The organism is Flavobacterium sp. NPDC079362, from assembly GCF_050267765.1.
In the GTDB taxonomy this organism is placed as follows: Bacteria; Bacteroidota; Bacteroidia; order Flavobacteriales; family Flavobacteriaceae; genus Flavobacterium; species Flavobacterium azizsancarii.
The window spans coordinates 70,656-94,266 of sequence record NZ_JBNNFM010000004.1 but is presented as its reverse complement, the minus strand read 5'-3'; the positions used below and the strand labels follow the sequence as shown (position 1 = coordinate 94,266).

21 protein-coding genes are annotated in these 23,611 nt (G+C 33.8%); 13 read left to right on the top strand and 8 right to left on the bottom strand.

Features of this window, described 5'->3' with window-relative positions:
• Window positions 1-31: 31 nt before the first annotated feature.
• The 6 genes from ACQKCJ_RS05930 to ACQKCJ_RS05905 all read right to left on the bottom strand — a co-directional run bounded on the left by ACQKCJ_RS05930 (window position 32) and on the right by ACQKCJ_RS05905 (window position 7,320).
• The gene (locus ACQKCJ_RS05930; protein ID WP_271334206.1) at window positions 32-1,633 is read right to left on the bottom strand and encodes an ATP-dependent DNA ligase; all 1,602 of its coding nucleotides are present in this window, start codon (window positions 1,631-1,633) and stop codon (window positions 32-34) included.
• A 228-nt stretch (window positions 1,634-1,861) separates the two neighbouring features.
• The gene (locus tag ACQKCJ_RS05925; protein ID WP_271334207.1) at window positions 1,862-2,914 is read right to left on the bottom strand and encodes a ligase-associated DNA damage response exonuclease; all 1,053 of its coding nucleotides are present in this window, start codon (window positions 2,912-2,914) and stop codon (window positions 1,862-1,864) included.
• Window positions 2,915-2,922: 8 nt separating this feature from the next.
• Window positions 2,923-3,531: a hypothetical protein gene (locus tag ACQKCJ_RS05920; RefSeq protein ID WP_271334208.1), complete on the bottom strand. Its 609-nt coding sequence runs from the start codon at window positions 3,529-3,531 to the stop codon at window positions 2,923-2,925.
• A 508-nt stretch (window positions 3,532-4,039) separates the two neighbouring features.
• Window positions 4,040-4,417: a response regulator gene (locus ACQKCJ_RS05915; protein ID WP_271334209.1), complete on the bottom strand. Its 378-nt coding sequence runs from the start codon at window positions 4,415-4,417 to the stop codon at window positions 4,040-4,042.
• A 72-nt stretch (window positions 4,418-4,489) separates the two neighbouring features.
• On the bottom strand, window positions 4,490-5,824 hold the full coding sequence (locus ACQKCJ_RS05910) for a sensor histidine kinase (protein ID WP_271334210.1): 1,335 nt from the start codon (window positions 5,822-5,824) through the stop codon (window positions 4,490-4,492).
• Between the two features lie 134 nt (window positions 5,825-5,958).
• On the bottom strand, window positions 5,959-7,320 hold the full coding sequence (locus ACQKCJ_RS05905) for a sigma-54-dependent transcriptional regulator (RefSeq protein ID WP_427401590.1): 1,362 nt from the start codon (window positions 7,318-7,320) through the stop codon (window positions 5,959-5,961).
• A gap of 281 nt (window positions 7,321-7,601) precedes the next feature.
• Between ACQKCJ_RS05905 and ACQKCJ_RS05900 the strand changes: the two genes are divergently transcribed.
• The 5 genes from ACQKCJ_RS05900 to ACQKCJ_RS05880 all read left to right on the top strand — a co-directional run bounded on the left by ACQKCJ_RS05900 (window position 7,602) and on the right by ACQKCJ_RS05880 (window position 16,439).
• Window positions 7,602-8,315 carry an ABC transporter ATP-binding protein gene (locus ACQKCJ_RS05900; RefSeq protein WP_271334212.1) on the top strand — a complete coding sequence of 238 codons (714 nt, stop codon included), beginning with the start codon at window positions 7,602-7,604 and terminating at the stop codon, window positions 8,313-8,315.
• A 4-nt stretch (window positions 8,316-8,319) separates the two neighbouring features.
• A complete protein-coding gene (locus ACQKCJ_RS05895; protein ID WP_427401589.1) occupies window positions 8,320-10,743 on the top strand; it encodes an ABC transporter permease in 2,424 nt (807 codons plus the stop codon).
• Between the two features lies 1 nt (window position 10,744).
• Entirely contained in the window at window positions 10,745-13,153 is a 2,409-nt protein-coding gene (locus tag ACQKCJ_RS05890; protein WP_271334214.1) for an ABC transporter permease, read from the top strand.
• A gap of 42 nt (window positions 13,154-13,195) precedes the next feature.
• Window positions 13,196-15,619, top strand: a complete 2,424-nt coding sequence (locus tag ACQKCJ_RS05885) for an ABC transporter permease (protein WP_427401588.1) — start codon at window positions 13,196-13,198, stop codon at window positions 15,617-15,619.
• A 160-nt stretch (window positions 15,620-15,779) separates the two neighbouring features.
• On the top strand, window positions 15,780-16,439 hold the full coding sequence (locus ACQKCJ_RS05880) for a CatA-like O-acetyltransferase (RefSeq protein WP_271334216.1): 660 nt from the start codon (window positions 15,780-15,782) through the stop codon (window positions 16,437-16,439).
• A 120-nt stretch (window positions 16,440-16,559) separates the two neighbouring features.
• On the opposite strand, the gene ACQKCJ_RS05875 is transcribed toward ACQKCJ_RS05880, so the two are convergent.
• Both ACQKCJ_RS05875 and ACQKCJ_RS05870 read right to left on the bottom strand, forming a co-directional pair.
• On the bottom strand, window positions 16,560-17,372 hold the full coding sequence (locus tag ACQKCJ_RS05875; protein WP_427401587.1) for an SDR family NAD(P)-dependent oxidoreductase: 813 nt from the start codon (window positions 17,370-17,372) through the stop codon (window positions 16,560-16,562).
• A 97-nt stretch (window positions 17,373-17,469) separates the two neighbouring features.
• Complete coding sequence (locus ACQKCJ_RS05870; RefSeq protein WP_271334218.1) at window positions 17,470-18,057, bottom strand: TetR/AcrR family transcriptional regulator; 588 nt, start codon at window positions 18,055-18,057, stop codon at window positions 17,470-17,472.
• A 324-nt stretch (window positions 18,058-18,381) separates the two neighbouring features.
• Between ACQKCJ_RS05870 and ACQKCJ_RS05865 the strand changes: the two genes are divergently transcribed.
• From ACQKCJ_RS05865 to ACQKCJ_RS05830, 8 genes are all read left to right on the top strand, one after another.
• Window positions 18,382-18,888: a GNAT family N-acetyltransferase gene (locus ACQKCJ_RS05865; RefSeq protein WP_271334219.1), complete on the top strand. Its 507-nt coding sequence runs from the start codon at window positions 18,382-18,384 to the stop codon at window positions 18,886-18,888.
• On the top strand, window positions 18,875-19,354 hold the full coding sequence (locus tag ACQKCJ_RS05860; RefSeq protein ID WP_427401586.1) for a MarR family winged helix-turn-helix transcriptional regulator: 480 nt from the start codon (window positions 18,875-18,877) through the stop codon (window positions 19,352-19,354). The genes ACQKCJ_RS05865 and ACQKCJ_RS05860 overlap by 14 nt, the downstream gene beginning before the upstream one ends.
• Before the next feature lie 182 nt (window positions 19,355-19,536).
• Entirely contained in the window at window positions 19,537-20,202 is a 666-nt protein-coding gene (locus tag ACQKCJ_RS05855) for a Crp/Fnr family transcriptional regulator (protein ID WP_427401585.1), read from the top strand.
• Window positions 20,203-20,492: 290 nt separating this feature from the next.
• The gene (locus ACQKCJ_RS05850) at window positions 20,493-21,047 is read left to right on the top strand and encodes a YceI family protein (RefSeq protein ID WP_427401584.1); all 555 of its coding nucleotides are present in this window, start codon (window positions 20,493-20,495) and stop codon (window positions 21,045-21,047) included.
• A 4-nt stretch (window positions 21,048-21,051) separates the two neighbouring features.
• Complete coding sequence (locus ACQKCJ_RS05845) at window positions 21,052-21,270, top strand: tautomerase family protein (protein WP_427401583.1); 219 nt, start codon at window positions 21,052-21,054, stop codon at window positions 21,268-21,270.
• Between the two features lie 5 nt (window positions 21,271-21,275).
• A complete protein-coding gene (locus ACQKCJ_RS05840; RefSeq protein ID WP_427401582.1) occupies window positions 21,276-22,010 on the top strand; it encodes an SDR family NAD(P)-dependent oxidoreductase in 735 nt (244 codons plus the stop codon).
• Between the two features lie 19 nt (window positions 22,011-22,029).
• On the top strand, window positions 22,030-22,461 hold the full coding sequence (locus tag ACQKCJ_RS05835) for a nuclear transport factor 2 family protein (RefSeq protein WP_427401581.1): 432 nt from the start codon (window positions 22,030-22,032) through the stop codon (window positions 22,459-22,461).
• An 18-nt stretch (window positions 22,462-22,479) separates the two neighbouring features.
• Window positions 22,480-23,565: an NAD(P)H-dependent flavin oxidoreductase gene (locus tag ACQKCJ_RS05830; protein ID WP_271334226.1), complete on the top strand. Its 1,086-nt coding sequence runs from the start codon at window positions 22,480-22,482 to the stop codon at window positions 23,563-23,565.
• The last annotated feature ends 46 nt before the right edge of the window (window positions 23,566-23,611 follow it).

Sequence of the window (23,611 nt, the reverse complement as noted above, 5' to 3'; positions counted from 1 at the left end):
TCCGTGTCATCCGCGTGCCATTCTGCTCATGCTATATAATCATACTTTTCAAATCATCAATAGAATTCGCTTCATCTATTTTTTTATCGTGCCGCCATCTTAAAATTCTAGGAAACCGTGTTGCAATGCCACTTTTATGTCTTTTCGAAAGTGCAATTCCTTCAAAACCAATTTCAAAAACCAATTGTGGTGTTACGCTTCGAACGGGACCAAATCGTTCCAGTGTATTTTTCTTAATCCAGTCGTCCACCATTCTGAATTCAGCATCGGTTAAACCAGAATATGCTTTTGCAAAAGTCACCAGTTCACGTTCGTTATTTTCGTTATTCTGCCATAAGGCAAACGTATAATCCGTAAATAAATTCGAGCGTCTTCCGTGCCCGCGCATGGCGTAGGTAAGAACCGCATCAATAACAAGAGGTTCAATTTTCCATTTCCACCAATCGCCTTTTTTTCTTCCTACAAGATAAGCAGAATCTTTTCGCTTTATCATCAAACCTTCGCTTTTCATTTCGCGGGAGCGCAATCTTTCCTCCGTCAATTCTTCCCAAGTTGAAAATTTTACCCGTTCAGAAAGTTGCAACGGAATATCGTGGTGTTTGATATCTTCATATAATTGTTCTAATAAGATACGTCTTTCTTCAAAAGGAAGATTTCGAATATCAATCCCTTTCCATTCTAAAAGATCATAGGCTTTTATAATTACAGGAGATTTTTTAAGGATTGCAGCCGAAACTGTTTTACGCCCGATTCTGGTTTGAAGATCATTAAAAGTCCCAATTTCATTATTTATGTAAGGCAGAATTTCACCATCAATTACGGTTCCGTCCGGGATGATTCCAATAAACGAAGCAAATTCAGGATATTTATCCGTAACCAATTCTTCGCCACGACTCCATATAAAGATTTCATTATCACGTATTATGGTTTGCGATCTTATTCCGTCCCATTTGTGTTCAGCGCTCCAATCTTCGGGATTTCCAAGATTTGATGGTTCGCCTTCGATAGGATACGCGAGATAAAACGGATATGGTTTTGATAAATAATCGCTATTTTTTTCATCCAGAATTAATTCCTGAAACGTGATCGTATTAGGATTCCAGTCGCCCATTAATTTGTGTGCCAAAGCATCTTCATCAATGTTTTCGGCTTTAGAAAGTGCACGCGTCATCAATTTTTGGCTTACGCCGATTCTGAAACTTCCAGTAATTAATTTGGTAAAAACAAAACGTTCGTAGTAATTTAAAGCCAGCCAGTTTTCGTGCAGATATTCTTTTTTCTCAATATCGGTTTTCTTTTTCAGCGCAATAATTTCCTGAAGATATTCAGTCAGACTTTTATCCGAATGTTCTTTTGTAGTAGGAATCACCAATGCAATTGTCTCGGCAAGATCGCCTACAATATGATAACTTTCCTCAAACAACCAAAGCGGAATATTTGCCAGTTCATTCGCCCATATTCTCAATAATGTAGTATTAACGGGTCTTGGCGGCCGACGATGCGAAAGTATTGCAATTGTCCAGACTTTATCTTCGTTACTGGCATTGATGAAATAATTGGTCAAAGCATCCACTTTTACCGACGTTTTATTAGAACTGTCAAGCGCTTTAATAAGTTCGGCAAAGTTTTTCATTTTTGTTGTGGTTATTAATTAGGTGTCGTGGGGCTTAATTTTTAAATTTAAACACATAGAGACATAGCTTTTTTAACTTAAAAAATAGGCATTTCACTTATTTTAAATTACATAGTACTTTGCGTATTTGCTATGTGAAAGAAATGTATTTCTTTTTGTATCCTTTTTAAGCATTAAACAAATCCTATGTTTCTATATGTTTCAAAAATTTAAGCAATAGTCTATATTCTATTCTCTTTGTTCTATTTTCTCAGTTTCTATTTCTTCCTCAACATCTTTCTTTGAATCCATTTCTCCCAATTCTCCTTCGTATTGTGTGTGAGCGGTTCGAGCATCATAACCAATTTCCTGAAGATATTTTGAGAAAATATCTGAGTAGCCGTGTGTACAAATTATCTTTTCGGCTCCTGTTGCTTTAATGCTTTCCAGTAAACCTGTCCAGTCACAATGATCGCTTAGAACAAAACCCCTGTCTACGGCGCGTCTGCGTCTGGCACCTCGAAAGGTCATCCAGCCACTTGCAGAACCTGTAATAAACGGAGTCATTTTCCTGATCCATGTACTTCCGTGAGCGCTTGGCGGAGCGAGGACAATACTTCCCAGTAAATCTTCTTTTTTAGTTTCAGAAGTTACTCTCGTTGTGGGCGGAAAATCTACTAACGGACGCAATACTTCGGTCATGTTTTCGATGGCTCCATGGGTATATATTTTTCCAATATCAGTATCCAGATATTTTAGTAAACGTTGTGCTTTTCCTAACGAATATCCAAAAAGGACTGACGTTTTGCCTTCGGCTCGATTTTCTGCCCACCAATTGTTGATATCCGTCATAACCTCGGCTTGAGGTGTCCATTTAAAAGCGGGTAATCCAAACGTACATTCGGTGATAAAAGCATCGCATTTTACCACTTCATAAGGAGTGGAAACTCCGTCATCTTCGGTTTTATAATCTCCCGTAAAAACCCAGACTTCGCCTTTGTATTCTACGCGTATCTGAGCAGAACCAATAACGTGTCCGGCAGGGTGGAGGGAAAATTGTACACCATTTACGGTAAAAGTTTCGTTCCAGTCTTTTCCGGTAACATTAATATCGCCCAAACGGTGTTTTATAATAGGCACATTTTCATAATGTGTAATGTAATTTTTATGCCCCCAACGTGCATGATCTGCATGTCCGTGTGTGATAATAGCATTTGTAACCGGACGCCATGGATCAAGATATACATCGGCCTGCTGGCAATATATTCCTTTATCGTTGAAGGCTAATAGTGGGGTTTTCATAATTTTAATTAAGCTATTTGTGCAATTCTTGCTGTTTTGTACAACGGATTTGCCGTCATGAAATGAGATACTTCGTCTTTCATTTTCTCATATGATTGTCCGTAAAAGTATAATCCTGTAGTCGAATTTCCTTTCCAATATCTCTCTGTAGTTTGAGAGGTATTGGTTCTTCTTGAAATCTCAGATTGAACAAAATCCAAATTATATTGTTCTTCTTTTTCTTCAGCATTTTCTTCATCAAGATATATGGCAATTCCTTCGTTTTTACCAAACGGAATTTCCTGATGGGTATTTTCTATAATTATTTTTGATCCTTTTGGAGCACCACAATCTTCAAGGCAAGTCTTAATATTTTTTAAAATATTTGGAGCAATTTTTTCATCAAAAAGTTTGATATGGATATCGCAAAAAATAATTTCACCCGGTTCTTCTTTAAGAATTCCACCGCCTGAAATTTCACCATAATTTTTTTCTAATAATAATTCATTTAAAGGAAGAAGATAAAGATTTCTTTTGTCTAAAGGAGAAACCTTATCATTTATCTGAATCACAATATCGTATTCATTATGATCCGTTTCGTCGCTTTCGAATAGTTGTGAGATAAATTGTAGTAGCATAACAATTAAGGTATTAGTGGTAAAATTACTTTCTCAAAGTTACTTCGTGAGGCAAGTTTAGAATTTATACTTTTTTCCGTAAATGTTATATGATTTCTTTTTGAAACTTGATGCGTATGATATCACGTTTCCAAACGGTTGAAACCGTTCGCCATGTTTTTTAGTATCTAAAACCATTTAATTTCTTCATATTTCCGCATAGCCCGAGGTTTTGACCTTGGGAACACCCGGAGAATATTAGTCCAATGCAGGTTTGAAATCTATTGCGATATATATCACGTCCAAACAGTTGAAACCGTTCGCGATGTTTTTTAGTATTTAAAATCATTAATTTCTTCATATTTCCGCATAGCTGGAGGTTTCAACCTCTGGAACATCCAGCGTATGTTAGTGGGATTTAAGATGAAATCTATTGCGATATATATTATATCCAAATGGTTGAAACCGTTCGCGATGTTTTTCGTAATAGCCTAAGGTTTCAATTTTATAATGTATGAGATTATAAGTATTACAAGATACCATCCAGTGTGCTAACTAATTCCTGAAAATTATTAGGTTTTGTAAATATTTGAACAGAATCAAATTCATTGGTTAATTTTTTTAGTGTATCATGAGAGTGCGAGGAGTAAACCACAATCTTAATTGGACTAAGTTTAGGAATTTGTCGTAGTTCTTGAATAAATTCTGCTCCGCTTAGGTAAGGCATTTGCATATCCAAAAATATAAAGTCAGGTAAAACTGTTGCTACTTTTAAATTGTTTAGAGCTTCTAATGAATTATTAGAAATCGTAGTCAGTATATTTTTGTTCAAAGAAGCAATGGCTGCGATAAAAAGTTCGCAATCATCTTCGTCGTCGTCCACTAATAAAATTACTGTATTTTTCATTTTATGAAATTATTTTAAAATCCGGAACTTGCGGTTATATAATTTTATAAGGATGTTACATAATATAGATGTTTAATCTTCGATGAAACAAATTTCAAAAACAGTTTTATGATCTTCGGTTTTATGCGCGATATAACCGCCATGAGCTTCAATAATATTTTTGGATAAGGTTAATCCAATTCCGGCACCTTCTTGTCTTGTGGTGAAAAAAGGCAGGAATATTTTATTTTCTATTTCTTTTTCAATGCCGTTTCCGTTGTCAATAATTTTTATAAAGATTCGGTTTTCTTTTGCTTCCGCCGAAATATAAATCTGCTTATCAAATGTATCTTTCAACGCATAAATGCAATTCGTTAAAAGATTAATTAAAACCTGTTCTATTTGTTGCGCATCAATATTAATGAAGCGTTTAAGTGTTATTGCGTTTACTACTTTAACAGCATTGTCCCTGAATAGCGGATTCATAATCTGAAGACAGTTATCGATTAAATATTGTAGTTCTACTTTTTCTTTTTTTGGAGTAGGCAACATGGCTAGTTTTCGATAGCCTTCGACAAATTTTTGTAAATGATCGCTTCGTCTCAACATGGTTTCAACACTATTTTTGACATCCTCAAGATCTTCTGCCGACATTGAATCCTGTTCGACCAAATCTTGTAAATTCTGGCAAATAGAACGAATAGGCGTAATAGAATTTAATAGTTCATGAGAAATCACCTTCATCAAATTTACCCACGCTTCTTTCTCTTTTTTCTCGACAACATTTTGAATTGAATCGAGTAAAACAATAAAATAATCCTGTTCAAAAATTTCTGTTCTGGAAGCCTGCAAAACAAATGTCTGCATGTTTTGTTCGTTTACCCGGATTTCTACCGATGTTTTAATCTCTTGAAAATTATCTTCTTCAAGGATTTCACACAAAGAAGGCAATTGGTTTTTTAGGTATTTCCATTTGGATACTTTAGGAACATTAAAGTGCGTCGAAAAGTAATCGTTCATTAAAAAAATATTCCAGTCATTATCCTGTTTTTGCAAAATGATAATTCCCGTTTCAATATTATTCAAGATAGAACGATATATGATGTCTCGTGAAACCTGTTCTTTTTGTTTGTTTTTTAAGATATCGTATAAATGAAATAAGTCATTATAATTCTTGTTGAATTTATGTTTCGAAAAATCGGAACTAAAATCATTTTGTAATATCGAAGCTATGGTTTTGCTATAAATCAAAACAAAATTACGAACATAAAAATACATTTCCCTTAGAAGCAGAAAAACGATAAAAAGTCCAAATATTCCAGTAAAAAGCAATTCTTTTTTAAAGAAAAAAATAGAAACTTCGATTCCCGCAACAATTAGAATTAATCTTAAAAAAAGAAGTTTGTATGTCTTGATGGATTGAAACATGTTTTAATAATTAAAAATTGAGAATTAAAATTTAATTTTTTGAAACCATTATTTATCTCATAGCTATGCGATTTATTTTAAGTAAAACGCCTTTCAACACTATGTAATACTATGTTTCTATGTGTTAAAATAAATTAGAGACCATCTGTTTTGATGTTAATATTATATTTTTCTAAACGTCTATATAATGAACCGCGTGACAAACCCAATTCTTCGGCAGTTTTACTGATATTATTATTGTTTTTGATTAACGCTTTTTCAACGGCAGTTTTTTCGACAGCAGAAAGCTGAATGTCATCCACGTTTTCTTCATAAGCGGTGATAATTTCCAGATCTAAATCAGCAACGGTAATTTTATTGTTTTCACAAAGAATAACGGCACGTTCTATCTTATTTTCCATTTCCCTGATGTTTCCATTCCAGGCATGTTTTTCGATTTGTTCGAGAACTTTTTTATCAAAAGTAATCCTGTCCCTGCTGTATTTTTCGATCATTTTATCCAATAGATATTCGGCCAACGGAATTTTATCTTCGTTTCGTTCGCGCAAAGGAGGCAATACAATTTCCATAGTATTGATGCGATAATACAAATCTTCCCTGAAATTTTTATCGGTAACTTCCAGTTTCAGGTTTAAGTTCGTTGCCGTAATAATACGTACATTCAATGGTCTTGCTTTCGTTTCTCCTAATCTGGTTACGGTTTTTGTCTGGATAACCTGCAATAATTTAGATTGTAGATGCAGTGGAACATTCCCAATTTCATCCAAAAATATAGTTCCGTTTTGTGCCATTTCAAAACGTCCCGGAGTATCGGTTTTTGCATCTGTAAAAGCACCTTTTGCATATCCGAATAATTCACTTTCGAAAATATTCGAATTCAAAGAACCTAAATCAACGGCCATAAAAGGGCTATTTTTTCTATCAGACTGACTGAAGATATGATGCGCCAGAACAAATTTTCCAGTTCCATTTTCGCCCAGAATTAAAACATTAGCATCAGTTTTAGCTACTTTGTCTGCGAAGGAATAAGCTTTTTTTATAATTTCAGAACTACCAATAAAAAAGTTGTTTTCGATTTCAATCTTCTTTTCCTTTTTCTGATCTTTTCGTGCTTTATCAACGGCTTGTTTTACAGATTCGAGTAATTTTTTGTTTTCCCACGGTTTTAGGATATAATCAAATGCACCATTTTTTAATCCTTCAACAGCAGTTTCAACTTTGCCAAAAGCAGTCATTAATATCACAACAGTTTTGGGAGAAAGTGTCTTTATCTCTTTCAATAAATACAAACCTTCTTTTCCGTCTTCAAAACCAATTCGATAATTCATGTCAAGTAAAACAACATCGATGCTTTTTTTTGATAATAATTCGACAATATTTTTAGGATTATTAAGTGTATAAATGTCTTCAAAATACTTTTTCAAGAATACTTTCGACGCAAAAAGGATGTCTTCCTGATCGTCTATGATTAAAATTGAGGCATTTGTCTTTTTCATTTTTGTTCGGTTTTGGACGAAAGCTGTCCAATAGTGGACACTTTTGAATTTCTTAAATAAATAAGAATTTAAAAATAAGGCAGTTACAATCTTTAAATTTTTGGCATGAAAATCACATTAAGATTAGCAAATCATCAAGTATGAGAATCATTATTACCGGTAAATGTAACAAAAATAGATATTTATAGATTATGTTATCTATTATCTTAATTTAGGATCTGTTTTTTACTTCAGCACTTAAAATTCTCAAAAAGAAAATCAAACATCAAAAACAAATTATTATGATCAGTATTACCAAACTTTCAAAAATTTTTAGAACTGAAGAAGTTGAAACAAAAGCTTTAAGTGAAATTTCGCTAACGATTAACCAGGGGGATTTTGTGTCGATCATGGGGCCTTCCGGAAGCGGAAAGTCAACTTTATTAAATATCATTGGATTATTGGACAGTGCTTCAGGGGGAAGTTATAAATTGCTGGGACAGGAGATGATTGGCCTAAAAGAAAAATCAAAATCGAAAGCCAGAAAAGAAAACATTGGGTTTATATTTCAGAATTTCAATTTAATAGATGAATTATCGGTTTATGATAATATCGAATTGCCGCTGATTTACAATAATGTTCCGTCATCAGAGAGAAAGAAAAAAGTAGAGGATATCGCTAAGATATTAGGTATTTCGCATCGTTTAAAACATTATCCGCAACAACTTTCAGGAGGACAACAACAGCGTGTAGCCGTTGCGAGGGCTTTGATCAATGACCCGAAAATTATTCTTGCCGATGAACCAACGGGAAATCTTGACAGTAAAAATGGTAATGAAGTGATGGAGTTATTAACGGATCTTCACGCCAGCGGTGCCACAATATTGATGGTAACACATTCTGATTATGATGCCTCGTTTTCGCAAAAAACTATTTTGATGAAAGATGGGGTAATACTTTCTGAGAAAATGAACAATAGAAATGTCGATGTTTTTGCAGCAAACTTAAATAACTAAGATAATGCTAAAGAACTGGATCAACATATTTATTTACCACATCAAAAACAATAAGCTTTTTACGGCTTTGAATGTTTTGGGTTTGAGTATTGGAATCGCGGGATTAATTTTCGCTATTTTATATTGGAATGATGAGCATTCATACGATCAGTGGAATCCTAATAAAGATAACGTATTTTTAGTCGCCAATCAAATGGATGCGACTACCTATTGGGCTTCAAGTTCAGCACCAATAGGATCTGCAATAAAAGAAGCAAGCCCTGAAGTAGCATCTTACTGTTATTTGAACGGCAATTATGAAAATGATATTATTCGCGTTAATAATAAAAAAGTGCAGTCTGACAGAATAATTGCAGCACAAAAAAACTTCTTTGATTATTTTCCATATCAATTTATTGAAGGAAGTTCAAAAAATGCATTACCAGATGTAAACAGTATTTGTTTGTCACAGGATTTGGCCATTCAGCTTTTTGGAAACCAACCTGCCGTAGGGAAACAAATCGTACTCCAGGGTAAAAACCTAATAGTAAGAGGTGTTTATAAACTCGATAAAAAATCAGTTTACAATCCTTCGTGCGTGGTTAATTTTATAGATACAAGAATTAAAGAAACCATTCAGCAATGGGGTAATTTTCAATTTGTTCTGTTATTAAAATTAAAAAATCCCAATGACCAAAAGCAAGTGACTCAAAATCTTCAGAAAATATATTTTGCAAACATGACAACTCGTTTTGCAAAAGAGCAAGGTATTAAACCTGAAGAATTTATTAAGAAATATGGCGAGGTAAAACCAGGTTTAGAGTCATTATCATCTATTCGATTACATACAAAAACCGGTGGTGTGGTAGAAGCAAACGGCAATCTTCAATTTTTGCTTATCATGGTTGGATTATCTGTTTTAATCCTAACGCTATCTATTGTAAATTATGTTAACTCAGCTACGGCAAATGCTGTAAAGAGAGCGAAAGAAGTGGGAGTTCGCAAAATCATAGGAGCTTCTAAATTTTCTATAATTCAACAATTTATTTTTGAAACTGCCATCATTTCGTTGTTTTCAATTTTAATATCATTGGTCATTGTCGAGATCTCTTTACCGTATTATAATGCTTTTTTAGATAAATCACTCGTATTGCAAAGCGGACAGTTTTATATCCAGCTTGTTGCTATATTTTTCATAACTGTAATATTGGCAGGAATATTTCCGGCTGTGTATGTTGCTAATTTTGAACCATTAAAAGTATTAAAAGGAAATTTTGGAAGAAGTAAAAGCGGTGTGTGGCTTAGAAACGGGATGCTCATTTTTCAGTTTGCTGTAGCTGCTTTCTTTATTGTAGGATCTTATATTGTTTATGAGCAAATAGAGCTTATGAATGCAAAAGATTTGGGTTTTAGCGGAAAACAAATCCTTAATGTTTCATACCGAAATATCTATGGCGACGCAATAACTGATAAAGACCGTTTTGAACGATATAGTATTATTCAAAACCAATTAAAGCACATAAAAGGAGTGCAGCAAGTTGCAGGAGGTGGTTTTGTTTTTGGAAAAGGTGTAAAATCTGTAATAACATATCATTACAAGTATATAAAAATTGACGGAAGTAATGTACCAATAGATTTTGGACTGCTGGAAATGATGAAAATAAAAGTTGTAAAAGGACGTTATTTGAGTCCGAAATTTGCACAGGATACCGTTACTTCGATGCTAATTAATGAAACTGCCTTAAAGCTATTAAGTGAAAAAAATCCGATAGGTAAAAAACTGAGTTGGAACGGACAAGATGCCATTATTGTGGGAGTTGTAAAAGATTTTAATATAGGAAATCCGGGAGATGCAATACCTCCAATGTCTTTTTTCCATTTTAAAAGCGTTCCTTGGTTTTCAGGACTTTTGAACAATATTTACATTACCGCTGATCCTAAAACTATGCAACAAACCATAGGTGATATAGAAAATCTGTGGACAAAAAAGGTAGATACAGAATATCCATTTGTATATGATTTCGTAGATAAAGAATATAAGAAGTCGTATAGCAGTTATGTAAAGCAAAAAAATCTTTTCTCTTTATTGAATATTGTTGTTATTGTAATTGCACTCTTCGGGTTATTTGCTCTCGCTTCGTACTCTATAGAACGACGTATGAAAGAAATTGCGATTCGAAAAACCCTAGGCGCAGAAACAAATGTTTTATTAAAAGAACTTTGCAAACAATATGTCATCTTTAGTATAGTAGGTTTTTTAATGGCTTTGTTTCCGGTTTATTATTTATTGGATAAGTGGTTAGAGAATTTTGCTTACCGAATTAGTATTTCTGTTTATCCGTTTATAATTGGGTTCAGTGCTTTATTGATATTAACATTATTAGTTGTACTTACAAGAGCGTATCAGGCAACAAAAATTGATGTTTTAAAATATTTAAAATACGAATAAGATGCTAAAGAACTGGACCAACATATTTATATATCACATCAAAAACAATAAGCTTTTTACAGCTCTGAATATTTTGGGTTTGAGTATTGGAATTGCGGGATTAATTTTTGCCACTTTGTATTGGAATGATGAACATTCGTATGATCAGTGGAATCCTGAAAAAGATAAAATTTACGCTGTTCTAAATGATATTGGCGGTGGTAATGTTTGGGCTGTCAATTCTCCTGTACCGGGACCGCTCTTAAAATCAACTGCAGATGTACAGGATTATTGTTATTTTTCAAGTAATTACGAAAAGGAAACCATACAGTACAATGGGAAAATAGAATTGGTCGATAAGATTTTTTCTGCTCAGGGCAATTTCTTTTCTTTTTTTCCCTTCGAATTTATTAGAGGTAATAAAAAAGACGCTCTTCATGACCGTAATAGTATCGCGTTTTCTGAAGAGACAGCTGCCCGTTTGTTTAAGAATGAAAACCCAATGGGAAAACAGGTTAAATATGCTGAAAATTATTATGTCGTTCGCGGTATATACAGCTTATCCAAAAAATCTTCGGTAATGCCTGCTGCAGTTACTAGTATAATAGAGGAAAATCTGGAAAAGAAGAAAGATAACTGGGGATTAAATTTTGGATTAATTCTAAAATTAAACAAACAAAGCGATACGACTGCTGTCCTTAAAAGGCTGAATACTATTTATATTGAAAATTGTTATAAAAAACAGGCAAAAGCTGAAGGAATAACCTTTGATGCTTACTTAAAGCTCTATGGCGAACTGACAAAGCCAAAATTACTGGCATTTTCAAAGTCGAGGCTTCATCAGGGAAACTGCCCTTTTCCGGAAGGAACCGGAAATCTTCAGTTTTTAAAAATTTTAATGGGATTATCGATTCTTATTTTAGTATTATCAATTGTAAATTACATTAATCTTGCTACTGCAAATGCGGCTAAACGTGCTAAAGAGGTTGGTGTAAGAAAGATCGTTGGTGCTGCAAAGTCACAAATTATCACTCAATTTGTATTTGAAACCACATTAATTACGCTTTTTTCGCTCTTGTTAGCATTGGTAATTGTCGAACTTTCACTTCCTTTTTATAATTCACTTATAGGCACAAATTTAATCCTTGAAAGTTCTCAGTTTTATTTACAGTTAATAGTCATTTTTGTAATTGTCATTTTGGTTTCCGGAGTTTTACCCGCTATTTATGTTTCTAATTTTGAGCCTTTAAAGGTTCTAAAAGGAAATTTTTCCCGCAGTAAAAACGGAATCTGGCTTAGAAATGGTATGCTGGTTTTGCAATTTGCGATCGCAACTTTTTTTATAATTGGTTCTTTTATAGTATATCAGCAGGTCAACTATATGGCCAATAAAGATTTAGGTTTTAAAGGAGCTCAGGTAATGGATATTTCTTTTAAACCCAAAAAAGAAAAAAATCAATTTGAACGGTACAAAATAATACAACAGGAACTTTTGAAAATAAAAGGGGTTCAGGCCGTTTCAGCTGGAGTATTTTCTATAGGAAATGATGTTAATTCATGGTCAGGATTGCATTATAAAGACAATAAGGAAGTCATAACACAGCAAATGCCAATTGATTTTGGAATGCTGGATCTTCTGGGAATTAAGATAGCTAAAGGAAGGGATCTGACAAGTAAATTTGCTTCTGACACTATTAACAACGTTTTGCTTAATGAAGCTGCCGCTAAGACATTACAGGAAAAAGATCCTCTTAATAAAGAAGTTATTTGGGAAGGTAAAAAATTAAAAGTAGTAGGGATCGTAAAAGACTTCAATTATTTTGGACTTGAAAATAACATTTCGCCAATGATTTTCATGCATATCAAAGCCTTTGACTGGATGTCTAGGGACATGTCTAATATTTCGGTTAAAATTCAGCCAAAAGATATGCCTGAAACAATTGCTGCAATTGATAAATTCTGGAGAACAAAGGTAGATGCCGAATATCCTTTTGAATACAATTTTGTAGACAGAAGTTTTGCACGTACTTATAAAAATTATGAAAGTCAAAGTGAATTATTTTCTCTGTTAAACGGAATTGTGATTCTAATTGCCATTTTTGGATTGTTCGCTTTAGCTTCTTTTTCTATGGAAAGGAGGTTGCGTGAGATTGCTATCAGGAAAACACTAGGCGCTGATACAAATGTTCTGCTTAAAGATTTATCCAAACAATATGTGATTTTTTGTGCGATTGGTTTTTTGATAGGAATTATTCCGGCATATCTTTTATTGCAAAAATGGTTAGAGGATTTCGCCTTTAGAATTGATATTCCCATCATTCCCTTTCTTGTAGCTTTTGTTGTTTTGATATTTTTGACATTAACTATTGTGCTTGCAAAAGCATATCAGGTCACTAAAATTGACGTTCTGAAATATTTAAAGTACGAATAAAAGAGTAAATGTCTTTATTCTATTTAACCACTAACTATAACTATGATACTAAACTATATCAACATATTTATTTACCGCTTAAAGCACAACAAGCTTTTCTCTTTTCTGAATATTCTAGGATTGTCAATAGGAATTTCCGGGCTGATTTTTGCACTACTTTACTGGAACGACGAACAAAATTACAATGCCTGGAATCCTGAAAAAGAAAAAGTATACCAGGTTTTGGTTCAACTAAGCGATATGCCTGCCTGGTCAGATTGTGCCTTATTCCTGAAACCGGCTTTAGACGAAGATCCAAATATCGAATCTACATTATATGCTGATTCTGATTACTGGTATCAAAAGGATAAAATTATTTACAAAGGAAAAAAGGAATTTGTAGATAAAATTATCAATGTCGAACAAAATTTATTTTCTTTTTTTCCTTTCAAAATTATTCAGGGCGATGCAATTTCAGCTATAAAAGATGATTCCAGCATTGCTATTTCAGATCTTACAGCTAAAAGGGTTTTTGGAAATGAAAACCCCATTGGGCAACAAATAAAATGCTTTGACCAGCTGTTTTCTGTACGGGCTGTTTATCATATTCCCGGAAATTCTTCGATTGCGCCAAATGCCATCATCAATAAAATGAAGAAACTGACCACTTCAGGAAAGACATATCCGTTTATTTTAAAGTTATTATTAAAAGTAAAAGATCCGTCAAAAGTTGATCTGACAAGACAGAAACTCGAAAGAATTTACAACCATAATTTTATTGCGCAACTTGCCAAAGAAGCAGGTTTTACGCCCGAAGTTATGGCTAAAAAAGTAGGTCATTTTACGGTTATTCTTGAACCATTATCAAAAGCCAGATTACATTCGATAACAGATGGTTATCCTGAAACACGAGGGAATTATCAATTTTTAATGATCATGATGGGGTTATCTCTTTTAATTCTCATTTTGTCGATTGTTAATTACATCAATCTCGCAACCGCTAATGCCGTAAAGCGGGCGAAAGAAGTTGGAGTACGTAAAATTTCGGGTGCATCAAAAGGCGATATTATTAGTCAGTTTCTCTTTGAAACGGTTTTAACCACGAGTTTTTCTATTTTACTGGCGTTAGTAATTGTAGAGCTGACTTTGCCGTATTACAACAATTTTTTAAACAAAAACATTGTACTTCTTGCCAGTCAGTTTTACATACAATTGATATTGATTTTTATCATTACAATTTTGACGGCAGGATTATTTCCGGCTATTTATATATCCAATTTCGAAACTTTTAAAGTTTTGAAAGGAAATTTCGAAAGAAGCAAAAACGGTATTTGGCTGCGTAACGGAATGCTTATTTTTCAGTTTGCCATTGCGGCCTTTTTTATTATTGGCTCAAATATAGTATACCAACAAATTAAATATTTACAGAATAAAGATTTGGGTTTTAAGGGCGATAAGGTAATTTCGGTTTCTTTAAATTTTCCATCGGTCGATTACCAGGGAGAAAATGCAGCGCAAAATATTTACAACAAATACAATATCATAAAACAGCAGCTCAACAAGATTAAAGGCGTTGAACAAATCTCGACGGGCCTTATTGCGTTTGATGGTTCAGATAATTCTATAAATGCGGTTTTATACAATGATGAACTTTTTAAACAACGCATTATTCCTTTAGATTTTGGCATGTTTGAAATGTTGAACATCAAAATAATTAAGGGAAGAAATTTTGATAGAAAACGGGCTTCAGACACTATAAATTCTGTGATCATAAACGAAAGTGCATCAAAATTAATGAATCTTAAAGATCCTCTTGGCAAGGAACTTTTAATTCGGGAACAAAAATTAAAAATAATTGGTATTGTTCAGGATTTTAACTTATTAAGTCCTGAATCAAAAGTACCGCCAATTGCTTTTTACAATATCAAAATGTTTGGTATGACACATAACATCAACAAAGTTTATGCAAAACTAAAACGGGATGATATGGAAAACACGATTGCCAATATCGAAAAATTATGGTCGAAAGTTGATACCGAATATCCATTTCAATATGATTTCGTAGATAAAGAATATGCGAGAACTTATGAAGCTTACACAAAACAAAAAAACTTGTTTTCACTGCTCAATATTGTTGTTGTTTTAATTGCTCTTTTTGGATTATTTGCACTTGCATCTTATTCCATACAAAGGCGTATGAAAGAAATTGCAATAAGAAAAACGCTAGGAGCAGAAACAAATACTTTACTAAAAGAATTATCAAAACAATACATCCTGTACTGCGTAATAGGATTTTTAATCGCCATTTTTCCAGTATATTATTTGCTGAATAGATGGCTAGAGAACTTTGCTTATCGAATAGAAATGTCGCTAATTCATTTCATTTTAGGCTTTGTAGTTTTATTAATTCTGACTTTAATAATTGTATTGTCAAGAGCTTATATAGCAACCAAAACGGATATTTTAAAATACTTAAAATACGAATAAATCTTAAAAAATACGGAAGTTATTTATTAAAGAGTTGTTAATTTATTTTTGATATAAAGTTTTCTACCTGATATTTAGGGCTAATTAGAGAATTGATATTTTATTTTTGTAATAAATCAAACTCCTAAGACTAAAACAAGAATAGATTTAATAATAAACTATGGAAAATTTTTTTGAACCCGTTGATCCCGAAAGTTGGGAACGACAACCTTATTTTGATTATTTTAATAATATTATAAAATGCAAATACACAATCAATGCGAATGTTGACATTACAGAATTGCTCCAAGTATCAAAAGGAAGGAAATTAAAGTTTTTCCCGTCATTTCTTTACGTAATTATGCGTTCTGTAAATCAGAACAAAGAATTTAGGATGAGTTATAATGATCAATATCAATTAGGTTATTGGAATTACGTTGTTCCTTCATACACGATTTTTCATGAAGATGATAAAACTTTTTCAGATGTTTGGAGTGAATATCATGAAGATTTTAAGTTTTTCTATGAAACAATAGTAGGCGATATAGAAAAATACAAGGATGTTAAAGGTATAAAAGCACGCTTAGATCGTCCTGCAAATTTTTGTTCTATTTCGGCTTTACCTTGGTTAAGTTTTACAAATTTTTCTCAAGATACATATCAGGAATCTAATTTCATGTTTCCGCTAATTCGTTTTGGAAAATACTTTAAGCAAGATGACAGAATATTAATTCCGGTTGCAGTATTTGTAAACCATGCGGTTGCTGATGGATATCACACCAGTAAGCTGATTAATGATATGCAGGATTTTGCTAAAAATGCGGAAGATTGGATGCTTTAATCAAAAAAAAACGGAGAGTTTTATTAATCGAAAAACGGATTATCGAATGTGATTTCTAAATAATAAAACCTCCAAAGTCATTGATTTTGGAGGTTTTAGTTTTATTGAAAATTATTTTAATCAACCATGAGCCGCTACAGAAACATCAGCCCATTCTTCCCAGGTTGCTAATTTTTGCTCGTAAGTTTGTTTTGCAAATGGCAACGCTATTCTTCCTAAGAATAGGCGTAGTGGTGGATTTTCTGCTTCAACCAGTTTGATGATTGCAGGAACTGTAGCACTTGTTTTTCCGAAATTGTCAGGATCATGTCCTTCTGCTATTGCTTTTCTAAGTCCGTCATAAGCATCAATACTTTTACTATTGAAACCGTTACCCCAGATATCAGTAGAATAACCGTTTGGTTCAACCAAAGTAACATTGATACCAAATTGTTTTACTTCCTGAGCCAGAGTTTCAGTAAGACCTTCTACGGCGAATTTAGACGCATTATAAAGACCTAAATTGGGTAAAGTGGCAATTCCTAAAATAGAAGAAACTTGTATAATATGACCGCTTTTTTGATTTCTCATAATTGGTAAAACTGCCTGAGTTAACCAAAGAGTTCCAAAGAAGTTCGTTTCAAATTGTGCTCTTGCTTCTGTTTCGCTGGCTTCTTCAACAGCTCCGTTTAGTGCATAACCTGCATTATTGATCAGGATATCAATTGTACCAAAATGTTGTTTTACCTTTTCTACTAATGCAAATGAATCTTCGCGTTTATTTACGTCTAATGTTAAAGGCAAAATTGCGTCTCCGTATTGTGCTTTTAAGTCGGCAAGGGTATCGATATTTCGCGCTGTTGCAGCTACATTATATCCTTTTGCTAAAAGTGCTTCTGTCCAGGCTCTTCCAAATCCTTTTGATGCTCCTGAAATTAAAATTGTTTTTGACATGATCTTAAATTATTAATTGTTAGTGGTGAATTATTAATGATATTGATATTTGTAATTATTTTAGTGACCGTTCGGTCATTTTTATAAGAAAAAAAAATTAAAGTGTGTTTTCCTCTATTATTTTTCTTAGGGTTTTGGTTATAATTCTCATTTTGTCATTACTGCCTGAGACTCTTGATATAAGGTGACCACCTTCCATCATGGCAAACATAACGACTGCAAATTCCTCAGCATCCCATTCCGGTTCAAACTCTCCATTGGCAATTCCCTTATTTACACTATTAGCCAATAGCTGTTGATTAGAGTTACAGCCTTTATTTATTTTTGCTTTAACAACGGGGTTGGTATCATCTGCCTCTGTCCCGAAATTCAATAACGGACAACCGCCTGTAAGCGGAGGATTTACGGCATTGCTAAAAAAATCTATATAAGCAAAAAGCTCTTCTTTGGCCGTTTTACTTTTACTCACTTCAGATAAAAGTTTATCACCCAATACCTTCATATTATGATCTACAGCGGCGCAAGCAAGGACATCTTTATTTTCGAAATGAACGTACATGCTTCCCTTAGACAATTTGGTAGCCTCCATAATATCACTCATAGAAGTAGCGGCAATCCCTTTTGTGTTAAAGATTGGGGCTGCTTTCTCTAGAATGAATTGTCTGGTTTCTTCTCCCTTTGTCATGATAGTTTTCATTTACGGGTACAAATATATGACCGATTGGTCATTTATGCAAATTGTTTTAATTTTTTGTGATAAGTTTCACATTTCATAGCTGCATTAATTGTGCGAATCTCACAAAAAGCGCAAGTTTATTTCACGCAGATTAGGCAGATTTAAGCAGATTTTTTAATTTAAATGCTGACATAATAAAGAAATAAAAAATAATCTTCAATATCTGCTTAAATCTTTTTTAAATCTGCGTGAAACAAAAAATAACAATTTTTAATCAAATATTTTTATTTACGTATTTAACTACGTAGTTTTGCATTGTAAATTGTAAAAGAAATGAAATCACAAATTATTCCTATCGAAAATAAATACTCTAACGAAATTGTAGAGTTAATTTTAAACATACAGCAAAAGGAATTTAATGTCGCCATTACGATCGAAGACCAACCGGATTTATTAAATATAAAGAACTTCTATTATAATGGAGGAGGTCATTTCTGGGGTGCTTTTATAAATAATGAATTAGTAGGCACAATTGCTTTAGTAAAATTTGCTGACAAAGAAGCTGCGATTAGAAAAATGTTTGTTAAGAAAGAATTTCGTGGAAAAGAGTTTTCGATTGCCCAGAAATTATTAGACACTTTACTCGATTATTGCAATGAAAATCAAATTGATGATTTATATTTGGGAACCATAACGGTATTAGAAGCTGCTTTGCGTTTTTATGAAAGAAACCATTTTATAAGAATCGAAAAAGAAGCACTTCCAAATACATTTCCTGTCATGAGTGCCGACAATGTATTTTGTCATTTAAAACTAAAAAAGAACGATGAATATAATTGATGAATCAGGAATTTTAGCCATTTCAACCCGATTACAGCGTCTGAGCGAGCAATTGCGAAAAGATGGTGCGTTATTTTATAAATCATACGGCATCGATTTTGAGCCCAAATGGTTTCCTGTCATTTACACTTTACATCATAAAGAGGTTTTGAGCGTTGTCGAAATTGCAAACGAAATTGGTTATACTCATCCTTCGACCATTAGTTTATTAAAAGAGCTCGAAAAACAAAAACTAATCCGTTCAAAAAAAGACAAAGTCGACGAACGTAAAAGATTGATTTTGCTTACGCCAAAAGGCCAGGAATTGATTCTGAAAATGAAACCAGTTTGGAATGTAATGTCGAACGTCCTTAAAGAAATAGCAGACAATCAAAACAATTTACTTCAGGCGATTAACGAAGCCGAAAACAAAATAAAACAGCAGAGTTTTTTACAAAGAGCGTTACAGTTGAAGAGTTTGGAGTAAAGAATAGAGTAAAGAGAATAGAGAATAGAGAATAGAGAATAAAGAGTATAGAATAAAGAGTATAGAATAAAGAGTATAGAATAAAGAGTAAGTTTTTATTGTAGAGGCGCACAACAGTGCGTCTTCTTTGTTGTCGGAAGTTTGTGATTTATACTTTTTTTTTCGAAAACGAATACCTAACTATGATAGGAAGAAAAAAGCTTTGTCCATTTGAGCCTTTGCATCTTATAAAAAAAACCTTTGTACCTTTGCCCACTCTGAACCTTTCTACTTTTTTTATGAATACCAAAGAAATACTACAGCAACATATCGCCAAAACTGCTTCATTGACAGAGGAGCAATTTGATTATTTCTTTTCGCATTTTAAGCCTTTATCTTTCAAAAAAGGGCAAACTATAATCAGCGAAGGCGACAAAGTAGAGTGCGAGTATTTTGTGATTTCAGGTTGTTTGAAAGCTTTTTTTATCAACGACGAGATCAAAATGTATATTCTGCAATTTGCCATGCCAACCTGGTGGACATCAGATTATGATGCTTTATATAATCAAACTGCCGCAACCATAAATGTAGATTGCATTTCAGATGTCGAATTACTTTGCCTTTCTAATAACGACCGTGAGAAATTATGTAATGAATTTCATCAAATCGAGCATTTTTTCCGTTGGAGAACCAACAAAGGATATATCGCTTCTCAAAAACGACTTTTATCTTTTATGAATAATAATGTCAAAACTCGTTACGAAGAACTTATGGTATTATATCCCCAACTTTACAACTTAGTTCCTAAACATTTAATTGCTGCTTATCTTGGCGTTTCGAGAGAAACCCTAAGCCGACTTAACGCGTGATTTTTTTTATGCAGATTTTGGGAGATTTTAGGAGATGATTTATTTAATTTCTATTTTCCGGTTTGCTTGTCATCTCGACGAAGGAGAGATCACACCAGAAACTCCGCAAATAAAGTGACAATCTTTGTCGAGCTATATGTGATCTGTCCTTCGTCGAGATGACAAAAATGAGAATGAAAATCTACGTAAAACAAAACACTTTGCACCTTAAAAAAAGATTGTGATCTACATCACGTAACCAATTTTCATACCCGCCGTTCCTTTGTATTGTACTTTTAAATACAATAAAAATGGAAACAATAAATTTTAAAATCATAAGCTCAAATAGCAAAATCGATTGGACTGGCCGAAAAGTTACCGGTTCGCATAATGGTACAATTGGTATCGAAGAAGGTCATTTTATCCTGATTGACGGCAAAATAAAAGGCGGAAATATTGTAATCAATACAGCTTCAATACAAATACTCGATGTTACGGATTCTGCAACAAACGCACAATTTGCCGGACATTTGGCATCGGATGATTTTTTTGCTACAGAAAAATTTCCTTTAGCAAATTTTGATATTATAGATGCAAAGGAGCAATCAGATAACAGCTATTTTCTTGAAGGAAATCTTACCATAAAAGGAATCACACATTTGGTTGGGTTTAATGTAATAATAGAAAATAATAGAAATACCATTTCCCTTAATGGTAAACTGGTAATTGATCGTACCAAATACAATATCAAATTCCGTTCAGGAAACTTCTTTGTTGATTTAGGAGATACCTTGATTTACAATGACTTCGATTTAGATTTTAATATCACTGCCGAAGCTTCATTTTCATCAGAATCTAAAAACTGAAGCCATGCCATACGTAAAACTAGAAGTGACACGTGAAGGCGTAACCCGCGAACAAAAACAGCAATTAATAAGCGGAATCACCAATTTGATTACTGATGTATTGAACAAGGATCCGCATTTAACTCAAGTTGTAATTCAGGAAATAGAATTAGACGATTGGGGTTACGCAGGAGAACAAGTATCAATATTAAGGGAAAAAGGCATTACAGCCAATAAAAAATAAGCATCATGAAAAAACAAACTATAATTGTTACCGGAGCATCATCTGGGATAGGAAAAGGAATCGCGAAATATTTTCTGGACAGAGGCGATAATGTGATCATCAACTCGTTTACAGCATCTTCTTTAGAAAGTGCTTATAATGAATTGGGAGCGGGCAATAATCTGGCAATGTTTGCCGGAGATGTGAGCAATAAAGAAACGGGCGAACAATTGGTAAAAATTGCTTTAGACAAATTTGGTTCTGTAGATGTATTGGTTAACAATGCCGGTATCTTCGAAAGCAAACCATTCCTGGAAGTGGATGAAGCATATCTGGATAAATTTTTGAAAACAAACCTAAAAGGAACTTATTTCACTACACAATCAGTGATTCCGCAAATGCTGAAGCAACAAGACGGAGTTGTAATTAATATTGGAACACCTATAGTAAACCACGGATTAGGCGGTTGGCCAGCTTCGGCACCAATTGCCAGTAAAGGTGCAATTCATGCTTTGACACTTCAGTTAGCAGCTGAATTCGGGAAACAAAATATTCGTGTAAATACTGTTGCTCCGGGCGTTATTCGTACGCCAATGCACGGCGCTAATGCTGATCAAAGTGCGGGATTACATCTTTTAAACAGAGTAGGAGAGGTCGATGACGTAGCCGAAATGGTGTATACCGTTGCAAAAAGTAGCTTTATTACCGGTTCAATCATCAATGTTGATGGCGGTAAAGGAGCGGGGCATCATTTAAATTAATTTGAAAAATATTTTATTAATGGCTTTTATGCTTTGTACCTTACAAGGCATAAAAGCACAAAATAATATCAAAATGGAAAATCAGGCAGACGTATCAGCTATTACTGATGCACTAGAAAATTATTATTTTAAAGGAATCTACGAAGGAGACGAAATACGTTTAGGGAGCATTTTTTATGAAGGCGCTTTACTTTTTGGAGACGTACAAGGCCAGCCTTATTTTAAAACGGTGGATCTTTATTTAAGTGGTGTAAAGAACAGGCAAAGTCCCAGGGATTCAGGAAAACCTTTCAAAGGGGAAATTCTGAAAATTTCTGTAGTGAACTCGATTGCTATGGCCGAAATTAATGTAAAAATGTACGATTTTAATTATCGGGATTTTTTATCTTTCCATAAGATTAACGGAAAATGGCTTATCGTCAATAAAATGCTGACGGATACAAGCAATTAAACTTTAAATAAAATAGCAATGTGGTACAATACTAAAGCTACAAAATTATTAGGCATTGATTATCCTATCATGCAGGGACCATTTGGCGGTAATTTATCTACGGTAGAACTGACTGCCGCGGTATCAAACGCAGGCGGACTTGGCGGATACGGAGCTTATACAATGTCTCCTCAGGAAATTTTTGATGCAGACAAACAATTAAAAGCTGCTACCAATAAACCTTATAATATCAACCTATGGGTTTCTGATCATGATATTCCACAATCAGGTCTTACAGACGAGCAATACAACAACACGAAAGCATTATATAAGCCTTATTTTGATGAAGTTGGAATTCCGATACCGGAAAAACCGGTTCCGTTTCAATCCCGATTTGAGAATCAGTTAGAAGTAATTTTGGATGTCAAACCTAAAGTATTCAGTTTTATGTTTGGGGCACTTTCTGCAGATGTTTTAGAACAATGTAAAAGGTTAGGAATTATAACCGTTGGCGCAGCAACTACATTAGATGAGGCTATTTTTCTCGAAAATTCAGGTGCAGATATGATTATTGCATCGGGTTTTGAAGCTGGCGGACACCGGCCTTCATTTTTGGCTTCCGCCGAATCATCCTTAACGGGAACTTTTGTATTATTACAGCTTATTCGTGAAAAAGTAAAAATTCCTGTTATCGCTGCAGGCGGAATTGCAAACGGAAAAGGTGTTGCCGCAGCATTAGCTTTAGGAGCAGACGCTGCCCAGATTGGTACCGCATTTTTAGCCTGTGATGAATCGAATGCTTTACCAATTCACAGGCAAATGTTATTCTCTGATGCCGCAAAATACACCACTTTATCCCGTGCGTACACAGGACGTTTAGGTCGAGGATTAACGAGCAGATTAGCTGAAGAAATTTTAGGTAAAGAAGAAAGTATTCTTCCCTTTCCGTTACAAACTACGCTTATATCGCCATTGCGAAAAGCAGCTCTTGATCAGCAAAAATGGGATATGATCTTATTTTGGGGTGGACAAATTGCACCTATTTTAAAGCATACCAAAGCTGTAGCATTAATGAACTCTTTGATTGAAGAAACTACGGCTTATTTTAATGATCTGAAAGGATAGTCTGATTCAAATATATAAAAGTGGAGATTCTTTGTCTCACATATTA